The organism is Vibrio sp. 947 (genome assembly GCF_033339115.1).
GTDB lineage: Bacteria > Pseudomonadota > Gammaproteobacteria > Enterobacterales > Vibrionaceae > Vibrio > Vibrio alginolyticus.
In genome coordinates, this window is the sequence record NZ_JAWOTX010000031.1 from 40,735 (window position 1) to 61,573 (window position 20,839).

16 protein-coding genes and 1 pseudogene are annotated in these 20,839 nt (G+C 45.6%); 6 read left to right on the top strand and 11 right to left on the bottom strand.

The features are described 5' to 3' along the window. Positions 1 to 10 precede the first annotated feature (10 nt). Together R7Q39_RS25635 and R7Q39_RS25640 are read left to right on the top strand one after the other, a co-directional pair. On the top strand, positions 11 to 1,483 hold the full coding sequence (locus R7Q39_RS25635) for a dihydrolipoyl dehydrogenase (RefSeq protein WP_213971951.1): 1,473 nt from the start codon (positions 11 to 13) through the stop codon (positions 1,481 to 1,483). Between the two features lie 372 nt (positions 1,484 to 1,855). Further along, complete coding sequence (locus R7Q39_RS25640) at positions 1,856 to 2,137, top strand: DUF3624 domain-containing protein (protein ID WP_248394429.1); 282 nt, start codon at positions 1,856 to 1,858, stop codon at positions 2,135 to 2,137. Between the two features lie 194 nt (positions 2,138 to 2,331). Here R7Q39_RS25640 and argH read toward each other — a convergent pair whose 3' ends face one another. The 4 genes from argH to argC all read right to left on the bottom strand — a co-directional run bounded on the left by argH (position 2,332) and on the right by argC (position 7,564). Then, on the bottom strand, positions 2,332 to 4,206 hold the full coding sequence (argH, locus tag R7Q39_RS25645) for an argininosuccinate lyase (protein ID WP_005381331.1): 1,875 nt from the start codon (positions 4,204 to 4,206) through the stop codon (positions 2,332 to 2,334). A gap of 242 nt (positions 4,207 to 4,448) precedes the next feature. Then, the gene (locus R7Q39_RS25650) at positions 4,449 to 5,663 is read right to left on the bottom strand and encodes an argininosuccinate synthase (RefSeq protein ID WP_017821738.1); all 1,215 of its coding nucleotides are present in this window, start codon (positions 5,661 to 5,663) and stop codon (positions 4,449 to 4,451) included. A gap of 83 nt (positions 5,664 to 5,746) precedes the next feature. Continuing rightward, on the bottom strand, positions 5,747 to 6,538 hold the full coding sequence (gene argB / locus R7Q39_RS25655; protein WP_005381333.1) for an acetylglutamate kinase: 792 nt from the start codon (positions 6,536 to 6,538) through the stop codon (positions 5,747 to 5,749). Positions 6,539 to 6,559: 21 nt separating this feature from the next. Next, positions 6,560 to 7,564, bottom strand: coding sequence for an N-acetyl-gamma-glutamyl-phosphate reductase (argC, locus tag R7Q39_RS25660; protein WP_318077054.1), 1,005 nt, complete (start codon positions 7,562 to 7,564; stop codon positions 6,560 to 6,562). Between the two features lie 144 nt (positions 7,565 to 7,708). On the opposite strand from argC, the gene argE reads away from it, so the two are divergent. The 3 genes from argE (at position 7,709) to R7Q39_RS25675 (ending at position 12,716) form a co-directional block, all read left to right on the top strand. Next, complete coding sequence (argE, locus tag R7Q39_RS25665) at positions 7,709 to 8,845, top strand: acetylornithine deacetylase (protein WP_005381335.1); 1,137 nt, start codon at positions 7,709 to 7,711, stop codon at positions 8,843 to 8,845. Positions 8,846 to 9,117: 272 nt separating this feature from the next. After that, the gene (gene ppc, locus R7Q39_RS25670; RefSeq protein WP_086047071.1) at positions 9,118 to 11,751 is read left to right on the top strand and encodes a phosphoenolpyruvate carboxylase; all 2,634 of its coding nucleotides are present in this window, start codon (positions 9,118 to 9,120) and stop codon (positions 11,749 to 11,751) included. A gap of 425 nt (positions 11,752 to 12,176) precedes the next feature. Continuing rightward, positions 12,177 to 12,716 carry a PadR family transcriptional regulator gene (locus R7Q39_RS25675; protein WP_005382791.1) on the top strand — a complete coding sequence of 180 codons (540 nt, stop codon included), beginning with the start codon at positions 12,177 to 12,179 and terminating at the stop codon, positions 12,714 to 12,716. Between the two features lie 70 nt (positions 12,717 to 12,786). Here R7Q39_RS25675 and metF read toward each other — a convergent pair whose 3' ends face one another. The 3 genes from metF to R7Q39_RS25690 all read right to left on the bottom strand — a co-directional run bounded on the left by metF (position 12,787) and on the right by R7Q39_RS25690 (position 17,536). Beyond that, positions 12,787 to 13,689: a methylenetetrahydrofolate reductase gene (metF, locus tag R7Q39_RS25680; protein WP_005381345.1), complete on the bottom strand. Its 903-nt coding sequence runs from the start codon at positions 13,687 to 13,689 to the stop codon at positions 12,787 to 12,789. A 262-nt stretch (positions 13,690 to 13,951) separates the two neighbouring features. Continuing rightward, the gene (locus tag R7Q39_RS25685) at positions 13,952 to 16,360 is read right to left on the bottom strand and encodes a bifunctional aspartate kinase/homoserine dehydrogenase II (RefSeq protein ID WP_115386339.1); all 2,409 of its coding nucleotides are present in this window, start codon (positions 16,358 to 16,360) and stop codon (positions 13,952 to 13,954) included. A gap of 15 nt (positions 16,361 to 16,375) precedes the next feature. Continuing rightward, a complete protein-coding gene (locus tag R7Q39_RS25690; RefSeq protein ID WP_318077055.1) occupies positions 16,376 to 17,536 on the bottom strand; it encodes an O-succinylhomoserine (thiol)-lyase in 1,161 nt (386 codons plus the stop codon). Positions 17,537 to 17,761: 225 nt separating this feature from the next. Between R7Q39_RS25690 and metJ the strand changes: the two genes are divergently transcribed. Beyond that, positions 17,762 to 18,082 carry a met regulon transcriptional regulator MetJ gene (metJ, locus tag R7Q39_RS25695; protein ID WP_005381353.1) on the top strand — a complete coding sequence of 107 codons (321 nt, stop codon included), beginning with the start codon at positions 17,762 to 17,764 and terminating at the stop codon, positions 18,080 to 18,082. Positions 18,083 to 18,194: 112 nt separating this feature from the next. On the opposite strand, the gene R7Q39_RS25700 is transcribed toward metJ, so the two are convergent. From R7Q39_RS25700 to R7Q39_RS25715, 4 genes and pseudogenes are all read right to left on the bottom strand, one after another. Further along, a complete protein-coding gene (locus R7Q39_RS25700) occupies positions 18,195 to 19,472 on the bottom strand; it encodes a malic enzyme-like NAD(P)-binding protein (protein WP_005381358.1) in 1,278 nt (425 codons plus the stop codon). A gap of 206 nt (positions 19,473 to 19,678) precedes the next feature. Beyond that, a complete protein-coding gene (gene bfr, locus R7Q39_RS25705) occupies positions 19,679 to 20,155 on the bottom strand; it encodes a bacterioferritin (protein ID WP_005381359.1) in 477 nt (158 codons plus the stop codon). A 93-nt stretch (positions 20,156 to 20,248) separates the two neighbouring features. Next, on the bottom strand, positions 20,249 to 20,437 hold the full coding sequence (locus tag R7Q39_RS25710) for a (2Fe-2S)-binding protein (protein ID WP_005381360.1): 189 nt from the start codon (positions 20,435 to 20,437) through the stop codon (positions 20,249 to 20,251). A gap of 331 nt (positions 20,438 to 20,768) precedes the next feature. Next, positions 20,769 to 20,839 (bottom strand): annotated as a pseudogene (locus tag R7Q39_RS25715) (elongation factor Tu); the annotation flags it as partial.

The window sequence follows — 20,839 nt, forward strand, 5'->3', positions numbered from 1 at the left end:
AGAGTTCACGATGAAACAAGTTAATGTCGACGTAGCGATTATTGGTGGCGGGACGGCTGGTCTTGGTGCTTATCGAGCAGCAAAAGCTCATACCAACAGCGTGGTAATGATTGAGGGCGGTCCCTACGGAACAACCTGTGCTCGTGTCGGATGCATGCCGTCTAAGCTGTTAATTGCGGCAGCAGAAAGTGTTCATCAAATCGAAAAAGCACCTGGATTTGGGATACACCCGCAAGGTGAAGTACGAATTAACGGACGAGAAGTTATGGATCGTGTAAAGCGCGAACGCGATCGTTTTGTTGGCTTTGTGCTTGAAAGTGTCGATGATATTCCCGCTGAAAACAAACTATCGGGCTACGCGAAGTTTGCCGATGACCACACTCTCATCATAGATGATCATACTCAGGTCACCGCACAGCGCATTGTTATTGCGACAGGATCTCGTCCAGCATATCCGGCAGCTTGGAATGAACTGGGTGATCGCCTAGTGATTAACGATGATGTATTTGACTGGGATGACTTACCAGAGTCAGTGGCAGTATTTGGCCCAGGAGTCATCGGCCTTGAATTGGGTCAGGCTTTACACCGCCTAGGAGTAAACGTGAAGCTCTTTGGCCTTGGAGGACAAGTGGGCCCACTGACAGACCCAGAGGTGATGGCGTATGCAGATAAAGCCTTTAAGGAAGAGTTCTACCTTGATGCAGATGTAAAAGTCGAAAGTATGAAACGCATTGCTTCGTCAGACAATGACGGCGAAGACAAGGTCGAAATCCAATTCATCAACCATGATGGTGAATTAGAAACTTTTGTTGTCGATTACGTATTGGCCGCAACGGGTCGTCGTCCAAACGTCGATAAGCTGGCGATCGAGAACACCAATGTGGCTCTCGATGAACGTGGCGTACCAACGGCGGATCACTACACATTGCAAACTTCGGTAGAGAGCATCTTCATCGCAGGTGATGCAAGTAACCAAATTCCACTGCTGCACGAAGCCGCTGACCAAGGCCGTATTGCTGGAGACAACGCAGGCCGTTTCCCAGATATTCGTGCGGGTCTGCGTCGCTCACCAATTTCAGCCGTGTTCTCCGACCCTCAAATTGCTATGGTTGGAGAAACATATAAACAACTAGAAACACGTCTAGGCACATGTGGATGTTTCGCAACCGGTGAAGTCTCGTTTGAAAATCAAGGACGTTCGCGCGTCATGCTTCGTAATAAAGGCATTCTGCATGTCTACGGAGAGCAAGGCACTGGACGTTTTTTAGGTGCAGAAATGATGGGCCCGAATGCAGAGCATCTTGCTCACCTTTTAGCATGGGCGCACCAAAATAGGATGACGATTTCTGAGATGTTAGATATGCCCTTCTATCACCCAGTGATTGAAGAAGGCGTCCGCACCGCTCTACGTGATTTGAATGCAAAACTACACTTAGGGCCAGAAATGGTGAAACATTGTCTTGACTGCGGCCCTGGCTGCTAACGCTTTCAGGCTTCTATCTAAATATAAAGCAAAGCCTCGTCATCAACGAGGCTTTGCTTTGCTACTTCGGCGCAATAAAATCTCTCTTACGCTGCCATCATTGCATAGCGGCTGACCATATAAATCGCGACAACACCGATCATAAAGAACCCACCAGCGATACTCAGCGCAAGTTTCAACTCTGTCGACATCATTATATTTCCTGTTAAAGACTGACAGCACACCATACATCAATTACGTGCCACAAAGCTTTTACAAAGCTAACTTTCCATTTTTGGTTGTGTCATGGCGCTCTAAGCCCGTGTAAGAAACGCTTTCCACCATTTAGTTAGATATATAATCTGAAGCAACACTAATGGTTTGGAAAACACTATGACTTGTCGCCGCTGCGAGGAACATTGGTTTTGGAAAAAACTTGGACGTTGTCAACGATGCTTGGATCAATTGACGGTACTTTCTGTACTGTGTTGGATTGTGTGGTGGTTTACGCTCAAAGATGATCCACAAAGCATCGAGTCGATCGCTTTGATCTTTGTCGGCTTCGCTTTCAACGTTTTGTTGTTTCTACACTTATGGATGCGTTTTGTCATCTTGCCTTGGCAACGTCGAAAGGGACAAAAAAAGGCCAATAAAAAAGAGAAAAGTGACAGATAGAAAAAAGCCCCAAAACCAATGTCAGTTCTGGGGCTCTCTTAGATTCTTCTAAGAAAAAGCAGTGGTACTTTAATAGACCGGGCTTCCTCTCAAAGGTTCCAAATTTTTTCGATTTTTTTAGCGAATACTGATGTAAGTAAACAGGAAAATGACTATGTCATTGAATGCTAATAAAATCACTCCACAACTTCAGTTCATGCCACATGCGTTTTTTGGATCACTTGCTCCATTAAATTGATCTCAAGCGCTACCTCATCACATGCATGTTGACGTGGGCACTGATCGCAATCTTTCAGAACTTTCTCCGGCAGTAATGACTTCGATGTCGGTAAAAAGCTTTGCTTCATAAAGAACTCAGGCGTTCGCGTTAGAACAAAGACTTTCTTGATCGCCATCTGGCGCGCTTTCTCAACCAAATAGTTCACAATCGCACTGCCCTGCCCTTGGCCTTGCCAGCCCGCTTCGATACCAAGAGAGCGTATTTCAGCCAACCCTGAGTCATACACATATAGAGAAGCGCAACCCGTCACTTCACCATGATGCTCAGCCACCGCGAAAGAGCCAATATCTCTCACGAGCTCATTACGAGAGCGCGGAAGATTCTCACCAAGGTTCGCCCAGTAAGCAACCATACCTTCCAGCGTTTCAATGTCCGTCAAACGTGCAGGACGCACTTTCACCGCCGAGCTGTCACGTTGGCTCAGGCGCTTATCCGCTTGTTCTACCGCGTAAGCGACCTGGTGAGGCGAAACACCACCCAAAGCACAACGCTTTTCCAAACACGAATCGATAGTCAGAATGTCATACACATCCGCTTCAATGACCTCTGAGAAGGCTTTTAACTCTTCGATAGACAGTTCTTCTAGCGCACAACCTTTAGCAATAGCACCAACGACCGCGACACCGACGATGTGGTGAGCTTCACGGAATGGGATGCCTTTCGCCACTAGGTAATCAGCTAACTCCGTCGAGTTTGCGTAACCTTGTTTCGCCGCTTCTAGTGTGCGCTCGCCATTCACTTTAATACCGTCAAAACACAGAGCTGCCATTTCCATGCAGTCGTTCCATGTATCTAAAGCGTCAAACAACCCTTCTTTATCTTCCTGCATGTCTTTGTTGTACGCCAATGGCAAAGCTTTAACTGTCATCATCATGCTCGATAATGCGCCATAGACACGCCCTGTCTTACCACGGATCAACTCAAGTGCATCTGGGTTTTTCTTCTGTGGCATTAATGACGAACCAGATGTCACCGTATCCGCTAACTCAATGAAGTTTGACTCGCCTGAATTGTAGAAGATCATATCTTCTGCAAGACGAGAAAGGTGAAGCATAGAAATCGACGCCACCGACATCAGTTCCATCACATGATCACGATCTGAAACCGAATCGAGTGAATTACGCGTAGCACGGTGGAAACCGAGATTATGTGCTAATTGTTCGCGATCAATCGGATAAGCCGTTCCCGCTAAAGCACCCGAGCCAAGTGGACAAGTGTCGAGACGCTGTAAGGCATCATTCAGACGAGAGTAGTCACGCTCGAACATTTCAACATAAGCCAAGCACCAGTGAGCAAAGGTTACAGGTTGAGCACGCTGAAGATGAGTATAGCCTGGCAATACGGTGCCTTGGTGCTGTTTAGCAACATGGACCATTTGTGCTTGTAGGCGATCTAAAGCAATCAATAATTGCTGACCTTGCTGACGACACCAAAGTTTCAAGTCTGTGGCGACTTGGTCATTCCGAGAACGCCCAGTGTGGAGTTTTTTACCTAAATCTCCCACTTTACTGATTAGCTGCTGCTCAACCCAAGAGTGGATATCTTCTGCATCAGAGCGAAGAATTTGGTGAGGGTCTTCCATCACTTCTAACTTCAGCTCATTTAAAGCAAGTTCCAGTTTTTGCTGTTCTTCTGCCGATAGCACATCAACAGAAAGCAGAGCTTTAGACCATGCGATTGAACCTACGATGTCTTGCTCAGCCAATCGGTAGTCAAAACGCAACGAATCATTGAACTCTTTAAATCTGGTGTCTGCCGCTTGGGTAAATCTTCCGCCCCATAATGCCATTGCGTCTCTCCTGATGACTATTGCTTACTCTAACGTTCTCGAATGAGTAGTAACCAATTTGATGGTCATTTGCTCACTTTTTCTTATGGGTCAACGTTACGGCAATTTCGATAAAAAATAAAGTATAAATTCAATATTTTTACATATATATTCAAACAAAAATTAGATACCCGCTTTTAGAAACCAAAAGACCCGCCTATAAATGGCGGGCCTTTATTCAATCCAAGATGGATGTTAATGGATTATTTCTTCTGGCTGTTCAATGCACGAATACGGCTTGATAGCGAGTAAAGACGGATGAAACCACCTGCATGGCTTTGGTCGTATACTTCATCTTCACCAAAAGTCGCGAACTCTTCTGAATACAAGCTGTTGTCAGAACGTTTTTGCGTCACTGTCGCTTGACCTTTGTAGAGCTTAACAACCACTTCGCCATTCACGTCTTGCGCTAACTCTTCTGAAGCAGCAAGGATCGATTTACATAGTGGGGTAAACCAACGGCCATCGTATACAAGGTGAGACGCTTTTAGACCTAGCTCCTCACGGAATTCGAATGATGATTTGTCTAGCACAAGCTGCTCTACAGCGCGCAGCGCTTCCATCATGATGGTGCCTCCCGGTGTTTCATAGCAACCACGAGACTTCATTCCAACAAGACGGTTTTCCACGATATCGATACGGCCAACACCGTGCTTAGCGCCCTTCTCGTTTAGGTAAACCAGTGCGTTGTATGGTGTCATCGCTTCACCATCAACTTCGACCACTTCACCTTTTTCTACTTTCAGCGTGACGTATTCCGCTTCATTTGGCGCTTGCTCTGGGTCGACAGTCCACACCCAGCAGTCTTCGTTTGGTGCGTTCCAAGTATCTTCTAAAACGCCGCCTTCCGTCGAAATGTGCCATGCGTTTGCATCACGTGAATAGATCTTAGTAAGAGACGCAGAGCAAGGAATATTACGCTCAGCTAGGTAATCCAAACACTCTTCACGGCTCACTAGGTCCCACTCACGCCAAGGTGCAATCACTTGTAAGTCCGGTGCTAGTGCTGCGAATGCGCCTTCAAAACGTACTTGGTCGTTACCTTTACCTGTACAGCCATGACACAGAGCGTCCGCGCCCACTTTACGTGCCACTTCAACCTGCGCTTTGGCAATGATTGGACGCGCCATTGATGTACCTAGCAGGTACTTACCTTCGTAGTACGCGCCGGTTTTTAGCGTTGGGTAAATGTAGTCTGCGACCATTTCTTCTTTCAAGTCAGCGATGTAGCACTCAGAAGCACCAGAGGCTTTTGCTTTCGCTTCAATGCCTTCTAGCTCTTCGGCACCTTGACCAACATCGGCAACGAAAGCCACTACTTCACAGTCGTAGTTCTCTTTTAGCCACGGGATGATTACTGAAGTATCTAGACCGCCTGAGTATGCGACTACCACTTTATTTACGTTCACTTTGCTCATGTTTTTCTCCAAACTTAACTGGCGCTGCGCTCGGCGGTCAGTGCCAACTACGACTTCCTAATATTGAATTCTTTTGCTGATGCTTATTGAGGCAAGAATTGAGTACCAATACTTTCACCAGCGAATAACTGTGCTAATTTTTCTGGGTAACGCCAGGTCGCGACTTCAATTGGACGGCCAAGATCATTGGCGGCCTCCAAAGCGGCTTTAACTTTGACGATCATGCCATCGGTGATCACATGTCCATCGATCAACGAGTTAGCTTGCTGCTCTGACAGGGTTTTGATCAAATGGCCTTTTCCATCTAATACACCACTCACGTCTGATAACAGGACCAACTCTGCATCTAATGCGCCCGCAACCGCGACTGCTGCTTGATCAGCATTCACATTCATCATCTGGCCATCTTTGGTTAAACCAATTGAACTGATGATCGGCAGTGCACCTGTGTTTAGCACCGCTTGTAATAGTGCTGAGTCACCCGGTGATGCTTTGCCTACCGCGCCGAGTTCTGGGTCAAGTTCTTCAACAAGACACAAACCACCATCCGCAAGGCTAAGGCCCACAGCGTTAAGACCGTCCGCAATCGCTTGACCTTGAAGTAACTTATTCGCAGTGCCTGCAAGCGCGCCTGCAATCACAGGAATTTGATCGTAAGGCGTTACGCGTAAACCGTTTTTCTTAACGGTTTCAAGCTGAAGCTTTGCCATCAACTCATCAACTAGGTAGCCACCGCCATGAACGATGGCGATTTGTCGCTGTGCCGATTTTTGGTAAGCCGCAATGGCACCAAAAAGTTGGCTTAAGGTTTGAGTGCATGATAGAGCTGCACCACCTAGCTTAATGACTAAAGGAGCTTGATTGGTTTGCGTCATCGCATTTCCCTCTTTCAACGACTACAGCAACGCTGTCAGTTCTGGGTAACCGTAATGAATATTGAGACATTGCATCGCTTGACTCGATGCACCTTTAAGTAGGTTGTCGATAGCTGAAATCACAATGATGTGTTCGCCTTGTACCTTCCAGCCGATATCACAGAAAGGGGTATTTTCGACATCCTGAATACGTGGAATACCGTCGCCTTTAAGACGCACCGCAGGCTTGCCTTGATAAGCTTGTTCAAACGCCTGTGCCACTTGTGCTTCTGTCACACCTTGCGCAAGCTTCATGGTGATAGTGGCAAGAATGCCGCGTTTAAAGTTGCCGAGGTGCGGAGTAAAAATCACATCGCAACCCAAGTGCTGAGCAATCTCTGGCTGGTGACGATGGTTAAATACACCATAAGGTTGCAAGCTCACTTCACAGAAGCTGTTAACCATGGAGGCTTTACGCCCTGCACCTGATACACCACTGGTTGCGTTGATCACTGGCCATTGGTTGGTATCGAGCAACGCATGTTCTAATAAAGGTTTGATTGCAAGCTGTGAAGCGGTTGGGTAGCAACCTGCTACTGCAATCAAAGGAGTGGTTTTTATTGATTCTTGGTTCCACTCTGCTAAGCCGTATGCTGCTTTATCTAGCCAGTTGTTATGTTGATGTGCGAAGCCATAAAAAGTGTCGTAAAAGCCTTCACTTTTCACACGGAATGCACCCGATAAATCGAATACCTGACAGCCTGCCTCCAAGAAAGTTGGGGCTAAATCATGGCTGACTTCGTGAGCCGTTGCCAAAAACACCACGTCCGATTCTTGAGCGATTTGCAGTGGAGCCGTTATTGGTAAAACTGGCATATCAATGATGCCCGCTAGCTTACCGTGCAGCTGCGCGATGCTCTTTCCCGCATCAACACTGTTGGCGGAAACGTATAAACCTGATAGCGTGAGTTGTGGGTGTTTATTAACCATTAACGCTACCTCTGCGCCGGTGTAACCGCTGGCTCCAATAATCGTGGTTTTTAGCATTGTGTAACATCCATATACTTAAAGGCTCAAATGACTATTCATATTTAATTTTTGCTTTATTTTGATTTTTTATTCATTAAATATGATTTAATATGTGTTTTACATTTTTGTGGTCTGTCTGTCAACAGGAGATTTGAAGAATCCATGCAATTACCAACTTTTCTAGAGGTCTATGAAGGACTCATCAGCACCTCTTCTATCAGCTCCACGGATCCGAGCTGGGATCAGGGCAATGCAAAAGTCATCGAAAAACTCGCATCTTGGTTTAAAGATCTGGGTTTTAGCGTTGAAGTGATCGAAGTCGAGCCAGGCAAGCACAATATGATCGCACGTATGGGTGAGGGTGAAGGTGGCCTTTTACTTGCTGGCCATAGTGATACCGTGCCATTCGATCAAGGGCGATGGAATTTCGATCCGCATAAACTGACGGAAAAAGACAACCGCTTCTACGGTTTAGGCACAGCAGACATGAAAGGCTTTTTCGCCTTTATTTATGAAGCAGTGAAGAAAGTCGATTGGAGCAAGCAGAGCAAACCACTCTACGTATTAGCCACTTGTGACGAAGAGACCACCATGTTGGGCGCGCGACATTTCACAGCAAACGCCCCATTTAAGCCGGATTACTGCATCATTGGTGAACCCACCAGCCTTGTACCAATTCGAGGTCATAAAGGGCATGTGGCAAATGCCATTCGCGTAACAGGCAAGTCCGGTCACTCATCGGACCCAGCGCTTGGCGTTAACGCTATTGAGATCATGCATGAAGTCATGTTCGCCATGATGCAACTGCGTGACAAATTGATTAAAGAATATCACCATCCGGGTTTTGCCATTCCAAGCCCTACCCTAAATCTTGGACACATTCACGGTGGTGACAGCGCTAACCGTATTTGTGGTTGCTGTGAGCTGCATTACGACGTGCGTCCTCTTCCCGGCATTAGCCTTGATGGTTTAGAGAACATGTTGCGCGGAGCATTAAAAGAAGTCGAAGCGAAATGGCCTGGGAGACTGGAGATTATTCCATTGCATGAGCCTATTCCGGGTTACGAATGCCAACATGACCACCCATTTATCGGTGGTGTTGAAGAGATCTGCCAAACCAGTTCAGAAACCGTGAACTACTGTACTGAAGCACCATTTCTACAACAGTTGTGTCCAACCTTGGTGCTCGGCCCTGGGTCAATCGACCAAGCCCATCAACCGGATGAGTTTCTATCCTTCGACTTTATCGACCCCACAATTGATGTGCTTTCAAAGGCAATGGTCAAGTACTGCTGTTAATACGCGTTTAAGCTCGAAAGTCTGTGCAGCTCGATTGAGCTGCATCTTTTTATCTTCACAATTTAGCGCTAGTCTTAACACTTATTTAACTTGTTATTTTGTAATTAATTTTCACTTCTTACTCTATGGCTGCCGTAAATTTGCTCTAAATCAGGAGACAGCGGAATAATTGCAAACTTAGTCTGCTTTATTTGACTATAACTGGTGCTTTTCGCTAGATTGGAGTCTTAACAAGGACAATGGATGTAGTTTTTTTACGAGGCAGGACGACAATGAACGAGAAATACGCCGCACTCAAAAGTAATGTGCGCATGTTAGGCCACTTATTGGGTAACACCATTCGCGATGCCCATGGCGAAGAAATCTTCGAGAAAGTGGAAACCATTCGTAAATTATCCAAATCAGCTCAAGCAGGGAATCAAGCAGACAGGGACAGCTTGATCGAAGAAATCAAACATCTACCTGATGAGCAGCTAACGCCCGTTACTCGCGCGTTTAACCAATTTCTAAACCTCACCAATATCGCTGAGCAATACCACACGATTTCACGCCATTGTGAAGAGCACATTTGCGAGCCAGACGCGATTAACTCGCTGTTTTCTAAACTGGTACAAAACGATGTGAGCAAACTGGACACTGCCCAAGCGGTTCGTGATCTAAATATTGAATTGGTATTGACGGCTCACCCAACAGAAATTACGCGCCGCACGATGATCAACAAACTGGTCAAGATAAACGAGTGCTTATCAAAGTTGGAGCTAAGCGATCTTTCTTCTAAAGAGCGCAGAAAAACCGAACGCCGCCTAGAGCAACTGATTGCCCAAGGCTGGCATTCAGACGTGATTCGACAACAACGCCCAACTCCGTTGGATGAAGCAAAGTGGGGCTTTGCGGTCGTTGAAAACTCGCTATGGGAAGCAGTACCGGACTTCCTACGTGAGATGAATGACCGTCTAAAATCTTACCTTGGAGAAGGTTTACCCATTGATGCTCGCCCAGTGCACTTCTCCTCTTGGATGGGTGGTGACCGTGACGGTAACCCGTTTGTTACTCACAACGTTACGCGTGAAGTCTTACTTTTGTCTCGTTGGAAAGCCGCCGATCTTTATCTCAATGACATCAACGAGTTGATCAGCGAGCTGTCTATGACAGTTTCAAACGATCAAGTCCGTGAGCTTGCTGGCGAAGATCAGCACGAACCATACCGTGCGATCCTGAAGCAATTACGCACTCTGCTCAATGAAACCAAAGATATTCTCGATGCTAAGATCCACGGTCAAAAGCTGGCTGTTAAAGCACCACTGCAAAAAGTCGAGCAACTTTGGGAACCGCTGTATGCCTGCTACCAGTCACTAAACGAATGTGGCATGGGTGTAATAGCCAACGGCTCACTACTGGATACACTACGCCGCGTAAAAGCATTTGGTATCCATCTTGTACGTCTTGATATCCGCCAAGAGAGCACGCGTCACTCAGACGTCTTGTCTGAACTAACTCGCTACTTAGGTATTGGTGATTACGAACAATGGAATGAGCAAGATAAGATTGCTTTTCTAACTAACGAGCTGGCATCTAAACGTCCGCTTCTCCCTCGTGATTGGGAACCGTCTGAACCCGTCAAAGAGGTTTTGGATACCTGCAAGATTGTTGCAGCACAACCGCGTGAAGCGTTTGGCGCTTACGTTATTTCAATGGCACGTACCGCCTCTGACGTACTAGCCGTTCATCTACTGCTACAAGAAGCTGGTTGCCCTTACCGCATGGATGTGTGTCCTCTGTTCGAAACGCTAGACGATTTGAACAACGCGGAATCGGTCATCAAGCAGCTTATGGGGATTGACCTTTACCGTGGTTTTATCCAAAACCACCAGATGGTCATGATTGGTTACTCTGACTCAGCGAAAGATGCAGGTGTTATGTCTGCAGGTTGGGCTCAGTATCATGCGATGGAATCGTTAGTTAAAGTGGCTGAAGAAGAAGGCGTTGAGCTAACTCTATTCCATGGTCGTGGGGGCACAGTCGGTCGCGGTGGCGCACCTGCGCATGCTGCGCTTTTGTCGCAACCACCAAAAAGCTTGAAAGGCGGTTTACGTGTAACAGAGCAAGGCGAGATGATCCGCTTTAAACTGGGTCTCCCAGATGTCGCAGTAAACAGCTTTAACCTATACGCAAGTGCGATTCTGGAAGCCAACTTGTTACCGCCACCGGAGCCAAAACAAGAATGGCGCGACTTGATGGAAGTGCTATCAGAAGTAAGCTGTGAGTCTTACCGAAATGTGGTTCGTGGCGAGCCAGATTTCGTGCCTTACTTCCGCCAAGCAACACCAGAACTCGAACTCGGCAAGTTGCCACTTGGTTCTCGTCCTGCAAAACGCAACCCTAAGGGCGGAGTAGAAAGCTTACGTGCAATCCCGTGGATCTTCTCATGGAGTCAAAACCGTTTGGTACTTCCTGCATGGCTAGGCGCAGGTGAAGCGATTCAATACTCGATCGATAAAGGCCACCAAGCATTGCTCGAAGAGATGTGCCGCGAATGGCCATTTTTCTCAACTCGTCTCGGCATGCTGGAAATGGTGTACTCGAAGTGTAATATTGATATCTCTCGCTACTACGATGAGCGATTGGTGGATGAGTCGCTCCGTCCACTCGGTGAAAAACTTCGTGCTCAGCTTCAAGAAGACATCAAAGCGGTACTGAATGTAGAGAACAATGAAAACTTGATGCAGCATGACCCTTGGGGACTCGAGTCGATTCGCTTACGCAATATCTACGTTGAGCCATTGAATATGCTACAGGCAGAGCTACTATACCGCACGCGTCAAACCGAAGAAGCTTCTGCAAACTTGGAAGAAGCGTTGATGGTGACGATTGCTGGTATTGCTGCTGGTATGCGCAACACAGGCTAATCGTTTCATTTTTAATAAAAAGCTGGGCAAATGCTCAGCTTTTTTTTATCACAGGATAATCGCACCAAAACAAAGGCAGTTAAATATACCACTATAGACCCCAAAAGTACCAAAATAAAAGAATAAAAAACCACAAGTTAACACTATTGATTATTATGTTAGTTTTTTAGGGTAATTTTGTCCTACTATTCCACTTCATGCTTATTATTTATATACTACTTGCCTGCTGAGAGCTCATAAATCCAATCATACCTGCTCCAGCCTTGATGGGACTCCCCATCTCTCTAGGTGATAAACGGCTTTAAGGTGACAGGACCAACATTGTTGGTGTTACTTATACATTAAAAAACTCAAGTGCCAGTAAGAGCGCAGCTGAAAGTATAAGTAGCTTGTTTACAAGTTTATTGACCATTTGGATTGAAGACATGTCATTACCACACGTAATCTTAACTGTTCTTAGCACTCGCGACGCAACCGGTTACGATATCACTAAAGAATTCTCTGCTAGCATCGGTTACTTCTGGAAAGCAAGCCACCAACAGGTGTACCGTGAACTCAACAAAATGGCTGAGAAAGAACTGGTTACTTGCGTATTAGAACCCCAAGAAGGCAAACCAGACCGCAAGGTTTACTCCATTACAGACGCTGGTCGCAGCGCTTTAGGAGAGTGGTTTGATCAACCAACTGCACACCCAACAGTTCGTGATGAGTTTTCAGCGAAATTGATGGCATGTGCCGTTCAACCAGCGGCTCCATTCCGTGACCAACTCGCCGAGCTAGTTGAAGAGTCTCGCAAACTGGTTTCTCACTACAAAGAAATTGAAGCGGCTTACTACGCAACGCCGTCAACTTTAGATAAACAAGCTCGCCTAGAACGTCTAACGCTTCGCCGTAACCTACTGTTACGTGAAACTTGGATCACTTGGGCAGAAGAAGTTCTAACTGAACTTGAAGTGATTGGTTAAACTCCTTTTGCTTTGATAAAACGAAAAAGGCTTGCCACTTGGCAAGCCTTTTATCTTTTTGAAACCAGATTTACGCACCGACTACTGCGCGAGGACGAACACCCAACGTATGGCATAACGCGTAAGTCATCTCTGCACGGTTTAGTGTGTAGAAGTGAAAGTCCTTAACCCCTTCACGACTCAGTACACGCACCATATCAATAGCTTGGCTAGCTCCTACAAGCTGGCGAGTCACCGGATCATCATCCAAACCATCGAATTGTTTGCTCATCCATCCTGGTACTTTCACGTTGTTCTGTGCCGCAAAGCGAGAAGCTTGCTTAAAGTTCGATACAGGCAAAATTCCTGGCACAATTTCTACGTCAATTCCTGCTGCGACACAACGGTCACGGAATCGCAGGTAAGACTCAACGTCAAAAAAGAACTGAGTAATAGCACGGTTTGCACCTGCATCTACCTTACGTTTTAGGTTCAATAAGTCAGACTGAGCGCTTTTAGCTTCAGGGTGAACCTCAGGGAATGCAGCAACGGAGATATCGAAATCGTGGCGTGATTTCAGCAGCTCAACCAAATCCGAGGCATACATATCAGGCGCACCGCCACCTGGAGGAATATCACCACGCAGAGCGACGATATTTTCAATACCATTGTTCCAATAATCATCGGCAATATTAATCAACTCTTCACGAGTCGCATCAATACAAGTGAGATGGGGAGCGGCAACCAATCCGGTTGTTGCTTTAATTTCTTTAATGATGGAGTGTGTTCTGTCACGCTCGCCGGAGTTCGCACCGTAAGTCACAGAAACAAATTTAGGTTGAAGCGTTTTAAGACGGTGCACTGAATTCCAAAGTGTTTCTTCCATCTTAGCGCTGCTTGGCGGAAAAAACTCAAACGATACATTGATGTTATCTGATAACTCAGCAATATTCTGGTTCAAGGCGTCGATATGGCCTGCGTGCGTATATCCCATCTTACTCTCCCTGCGGCACTCCGCCACGAAAACAAATCCTTAAAATCGACGTTTAGACGTCTATATGTCTACAGAATGTATTGAATACGATTTAATGTCAACCTTGTAATTATGAATTTTTCTCAAGTTAATAATGAAGATAGTTCAAGTTTCTACTTGAGCATCATCTCGCCATTTTGCACGGGTTATGACTTCAGTATGGCACTGATAGGGGAATAAAAAACCCTGGATTAATTCCAGGGTTTTTAGGTCAATCGCAACTTTAAAATAAACCAGCCAATCGGTTGAGGTCGGATTGAATAGCGCCGGCTGTCACTTCTCTGCCTGCGCCTGGTCCTCGAATGACCAGAGGGTTATCTTTGTACCACTTGCTCTCTATGGCAAAAATGTTATCGCATGGCAATAAGTTGGCGAGCGCGTGCTCACGAGATAACGCTTCGACTCCCACCGTTGCTTTACCATTTTTTTCTAAACGCGCCACATAGCGAAGCACTTGATCGTTTCTCTGTGCTTTTGTCAGACGCTCTTGAAGTATTTCACTCAACAATGCTCCATTATCGAAGAAATCATCTAAGCTCAGTTCTCTTAATTCTTCTGGCACCAAAGACTCAACTTTAACGCTGTCTGGTTCTATATCTAGGCCCGATTCTCGAGCCAAGATGACTAACTTACGCATTACATCGGAGCCATCTAAATCAGAACGAGGGTCAGGTTCGGTTAACCCTTGCTGCCAAGCAAGATCGACTAAATCATTAAATGGCACAGAACCATCAAACTGTTGGAACAGCCATGATAACGTCCCCGAGAAAATCCCCGATAGAGCGACGATTTCATCCCCACTTTCACGAAGATCTCGCACGGTATGGTTTATCGGTAACCCAGCACCAACCGTTGCGTTGTATAGCCAATGACGACCAATTTTAGCGAATGCATCTTGAACCTGATGGTAGTACTGACTATCTGCGGAACCGGCCACTTTGTTAGCGGAAATCAAATGAATGCCTTGCTGTGCGATTTCTACGTAGCGCTGAGCTAACTCTTTACTCGCGGTAACATCAAGCACGACGGCTTCATCATAGCTTTTAAGTGCTCCCAAACGTGCCAGCCAATCCCCATTGTTTGCTATGCTTTCATCATCAAATCGTTCAGCAACACTCGCCGCCTCAATACCTTGCTCATCGAACCAATAGGTTTGGCTATCCACAACCGCGACAAGATCAAAGCTCATACCATGACGTTTTTCGAGCTCACTTTTTTGCGTCGCAAATAAATTTAACCAACTAGAACCAATATTACCCTTGCCACATAAAGCCACTGCCACGCGTTTTTGCGCTTGGAACAACTGGCTATGAATCGTTTGAACCAACGCCTCGGTATCAGTACGGCGCAAAACAGCGACTAGGCTCAGTCCTGAGTCTGTTTCAGAGATAAATTCTACCGGAGAGTGCTTTAGCTTCTGATAAAAGCCAAAGCAATGATTGGCGTTTTTCGTAACGCCTGCACCTACCGCAGCTAAGAGCGAGTAACCTTCTTTTAGCTTAATTTCTGCCTCTACCGCAAGCTCTTGCAAGTGTTTCAATGCACCACCGGCGATTTCTGCGGTGTAAGCCAAGCGTAGCGTGTGCTGATCGGATTGAGCTTCAAATGCCAGTGGCTCTAATTGCGCGCGCTGCAACGCTTGTAATACATCACTCTGTGTTTTTTCGAAGTCGTGCCCATGCATGAAAGACAACTGCACCAATAAAACATCATCCAGTGAAGTAATAATTTTAGCGCCACGACCAGATGCCAATACACGCTCAATACGAGTAGAACCCGACTCTGGCAGATAGCTACACTTGAGATTAAGGTCCATGGTACTTTGCGCCACAGGCTGAAGCGTACGACTGTGTAGCACTGGGGCAGCTAAGCGAGCAAGTTCACTGGCTTCATCCAATCGAAGTAACGGTAATAAACAAGCGTCAGACACCAAACGTGGATCGGCACTATAGACACCAGCAACATCACTCCAAATCGTGACAGTACTGACTTCAGCAAGCGCGCCTATGACCGTTGCAGAATAGTCAGAGCCGTTACGACCAAGTAGGATGGTTTCTCCTGCCTCGTTCTGAGCCATAAAGCCAGTAATTACCACACGTTTATGGTTATGCTGCGCGAGGATCTCTTTAATTAAAGGGTATGAACGAGCGCGATCAACCTCTGGTTGAGTTCCCGCTTCTGCACGTAAAAACGCTCGTGCATCTTGTGCAACCGCAGGGATAGAACGTTGAGATAATAACGCGGCCAATAGGCGAGCAGACCATACTTCTCCGTGCCCCAGTACCGCGGCTTTTTGCGCATTAGTGAGTGGTGCAGTCAGCTCCGAGAGAGTACTGAACTCATCATGTAATAAAGCTAACAGCTCTTCTTTTGCTTCACTCTCCAACAAGCTTTCTATTAGCTCAGTTTGGAACTGTCTCAAGCTTTGAAGCGCTTCATGCGCAATTCGGCCATCTTTACTTAACCCTTCCAAAAACTCAATCAAGCGGTTAGTGGTTTTTCCTGCAGCAGAGACGACCACAAGATCATTTTCTGTCGAATACTCCTTGAGAATACCCACAACGCGTAAGTAGCATTCTGGGTTTGCTAAGCTACTGCCACCAAACTTATGCAGCTGACGTTGTACAGTCATTGTTATCGTCTCCTATTACTGGGTAGCTTTAGCGAACGCTTGTTCTAAATCTGTGATGAGGTCTTGTGCATCTTCCAAACCGACAGACAAACGCAATAGTTGATGAGAGACCCCAGCCTCCGCCAGCGCCTCCTCACCCATTGCACGGTGCGTCATGGATGCTGGGTGGCAAATCAAACTTTCTACACCACCTAATGACTCTGCTAATGAAAACAGTTGGAGCTCTTTCACAAACACCTTTAACTGTTCAAACGAACCAGCAAACTCAAAACTCAACATAGAGCCAAAGCCCGTTTGCTGCTTTTTAGCGATGTCATGACCTGGATGTTCCGGCAGGCTTGGATGATAGATAGTTTTAACTAACGCTTGTTTCTGTAGGTAAGCCAGTACCTGCTGTGAGCTCTCCTCATGTACTCGCATACGAGCACCAAGCGTACGAATACCTCGCAGCGTCATATAACTATCGAAAGGTGTGCCCGTTGCACCAATACAATTGCCCCACCATGCAAGCTCTTCTGCATGCGCCTCTGTGTTGGTGATGATTACTCCACCAATTACGTCCGAATGACCGTTGATGTACTTTGTTGTGGAGTGGATAACAAAATCCGCACCTAGCTCTAAAGGTTTTTGGTACACGGGTGTCAAAAAGGTATTGTCCACCGCAACTAACGCGCCGATTTGTTTCGCTTTTTCACAAGTAGCTGCAATATCCACTACGCGAACCAGAGGGTTTGACGGAGTTTCTAGCAAAATGAGTTTTGGTTTTTGTGCCAATGCAGCATCTAAAGCCTGTTCGTCTGATTGATCGACAAACTGAACCTTAAAATCGCCTTTGCTAGCTCGGGTATTAAAAAGACGATAGGTGCCGCCATAACAATCGTGAGGAGCAATAATGAGATCATCTGGGCCGAGAAAAGCGGAAACCCATAAATTTAATGCCGACGTACCGCAGTTAGTAACAACCGCTCCTTTTCCAGACTCAAGTTCAGATAGCGCACTTTCCAACAGTCCGCGGTTTGGATTACCAGATCGTGTGTAATCATACTTGAGCACTTCACCAAAAGCAGGAAAACCATAGTTAGTGGAAAGATAAATAGGTGGAACGACAGCATGATATTGGCTGTCTGATTCAATACCAGTGCGTACTGCAATGGTCGCAAGTTTGCGAGTGCTCATGGGTGTATCCTTTCACGGGTAATGACTTCTAAATAGGAATGCGCTATATCTAATGAGTAACATAAAGTGATCAACACGCTTCCTTTGCTGTTATGTTCACTTTACTCGTCAAAAAATGAGACGTCAACACTTCTAGACGTCTATATGTCTTTGCTTATGGCGGTAAATGCAGCTAAAATCAGCACCTAAATTATTTTTAACCGATTACATAAATGAAGGTGTGCAATGGCTGACTGGAATGGCGAATACATTAGCCCATATGCAGAGCACGGCAAAAAAAGCGAACAAGTAAAAAAAATTACCGTCTCTATCCCGCTAAAAGTTTTAAAGGTGCTAACTGATGAGCGTACTCGCCGTCAGATCAATAACTTACGCCATGCAACCAATAGCGAATTGTTATGCGAGGCATTTTTGCACGCGTACACAGGTCAGCCACTTCCGACAGATGAAGACCTTCGTAAAGACCGTCCTGATGATATTCCAACAGAAGTAAAAGCGCTGATGACGGAAATGGGCATCGAATTTGAGTCATTCGACGAAGAATAAAAAAGCCTGATAAGAGGTTTCAGGTAATAACTCTTGCCTCGAGCCAAATGAATGACATAAAAAATGGGACGCAATAGCGTCCCATTTTTGTGTATCACATCTGAAAGATATATTACTCTGCCATGTAGTTTTCAGGCATCTCGATACGAGCTACACCTGAATTAACCGCCGCCTGAGCGACCGCTTTTGCAACACGTGGTAGCAAACGTGAATCCATTGGTTTTGGAATAATATAGTCCGCACCAAACTCTAGCTTATCAACACCTGCAGCCTTCAATACGGCTTCAGGTACAGGCTCTTTTGCTAGCTCACGAATCGCCTCAACGGCTGCAAGTTTCATTTCATCATTGATTTCACTTGCACGCACATCAAGAGCACCGCGGAAAATGAATGGGAAACACAATACGTTGTTAACTTGGTTAGGATAATCACTACGGCCAGTACCCATGATCAAGTCATCACGAACTGCGTGAGCAAGTTCCGGCTTGATTTCAGGATCCGGGTTAGAACATGCGAATACGATTGGCTTATCTGCCATCAACTTCAACGCTTCCGCTGGCAATAGGTTTGGACCAGATACACCTAGGAACAGATCTGCACCTTCAATCACGTCTTCTAGTGTGCGCTTATCTGTATTGTTCGCAAATAGCTGCTTATATTCATTAAGATCATCACGACGAGTGTGAATCACACCTTTGCGATCTAGCATGTAGATTTTTTCGCGCATTGCGCCGCATTTGATCAGAAGCTCCATACACGCTACAGCGGCAGCGCCAGCGCCAAGACAAACAATTGTTGAATCTTCAAGTTTCTTACCTTGAAGTTCGATTGCATTCAGCATACCCGCTGCCGTTACAATAGCAGTACCATGTTGATCATCGTGGAATACTGGTACATCACAACGTTCAATCAGACGCTTTTCAATCTCAAAACAGTCTGGTGCTTTAATATCTTCAAGGTTGATACCGCCAAAAGTGTCTGCAATGCTCGCAACAGTATCAACAAATTCATCGATCGTGCGGTGCTTAACTTCAATATCAATAGAGTCAAGACCTGCAAAACGCTTAAACAGTAACGCTTTACCTTCCATCACTGGCTTAGATGCAAGTGGACCTAGGTTACCTAGACCTAGAATAGCGGTACCGTTAGAAATAACAGCAACCATGTTCCCTTTTGCAGTGTACTTGTACACGTTATCCGGGTTTTGTGCGATTTCACGCACTGGCTCTGCAACACCAGGGCTATATGCAAGGGCAAGATCACCCGCCGTTTCCGCAGGCTTTGTCAGTTCGACAGCAATCTTTCCTGGAGTTGGATAAGCATGGTAATCCAATGCTTTTTGGCGATGTTCTTCTTCTGGAGTGGCTGCTTGGTGGTTGTCTTCAGACATGGACGTTTCTCTTTTTTATTTTTAGGTAAGGGGGCATAAATTCTATCGGATAGAAATCAAACTTCATAGGCAAGATTGCGAGCAATATCCTTAAAAAGCCGATAATAAAAGAGATTAGACCAGATAACGGGGTTAAGCACCCGATTTTCGAGTCAGGTGCTCTTTCTTCTTACTATTATTGGAGTATGCAAACTTAGAAAGTATCGTTACTCTTCGTCCACGTATTGCGCTTGGAGATAATTCTCAATACCAGACATTTCAATCAAGCCAAGTTGCGTCTCTAGCCAATCAACATGTTCTTCTTCATCTTCAAGAATATCTTGGAAGAGATCTCGAGACACATAATCTCGAATGTCTTCAGCGTAGGCAATCGCATCTTTTAAATCTGGAATAGCCGCCATTTCAAGCTTTAAGTCACACTCGAGCATTTCCTTGGTATCTTCACCAATCATCAACTTACCTAAATCTTGTAGGTTCGGTAGGCCTTCAAGGAACAAAATACGCTCAATTAGATGATCGGCATGCTTCATCTCATCGATAGATTCGTGATATTCCTTGTCTGCTAGGTGCTTTAAGCCCCAGTCTTTATACATTCGGGCGTGAAGAAAATACTGATTAATAGCGACGAGCTCGTTACCGAGCACTTTATTGAGATGTTGAATGATGATTGGATCGCCTTTCATGACAAAACCCTCCTCTTTGGCTTCATTTAAATGTAGAAGCAAATGAGAAGGTGTCAAAATGTAAGGCAAATAATTACTGCATACTTACAGCAATTAGCTGGCTTGTTTAAATTCCGTGTAACTAGTTTCCGCTAAAATTTCCTTGGCCTGTCTGATGCACTTACCACATTGGCTGCCCAATGCCGTGCACTTTTTGATTCCTTTAATATCTGTTACGCCTTCATCTATCGCCAACTTCCTAATTTTTTTGTCGGAGACACCATGGCAAAGACAAACGTACATACTCAAAAAACCTATAAAACTAATCTGTGACAAACAATATAAACAAGAATAGTTCTTGTTACCAGTCGCATTATGGTGTCCGCTCAGAATATTTGGTTATAACGATTTTACCGCTGCAGGAAAAGATCAAAGGGTTAAGAGGGGTGAGTAAAAGCGTTAAGAAACAAAGCCGGTAAAACTCTGTTTTTAAATCGAAAAAGTGACGTCTTTTATTTCAACACTTATAACTAAATGTAATCTAGAAATGAAAAAGGGAAGCCTAAGCTTCCCTTTTCGATGCGCTTTCTTCAAAAAGAAGAACAGTGCAAGATTTCGTTTAATTCGTTATGAATTAGTCGAAGATCTTAGCAACAACACCAGCACCTACTGTACGGCCACCTTCACGGATCGCGAAACGTAGAC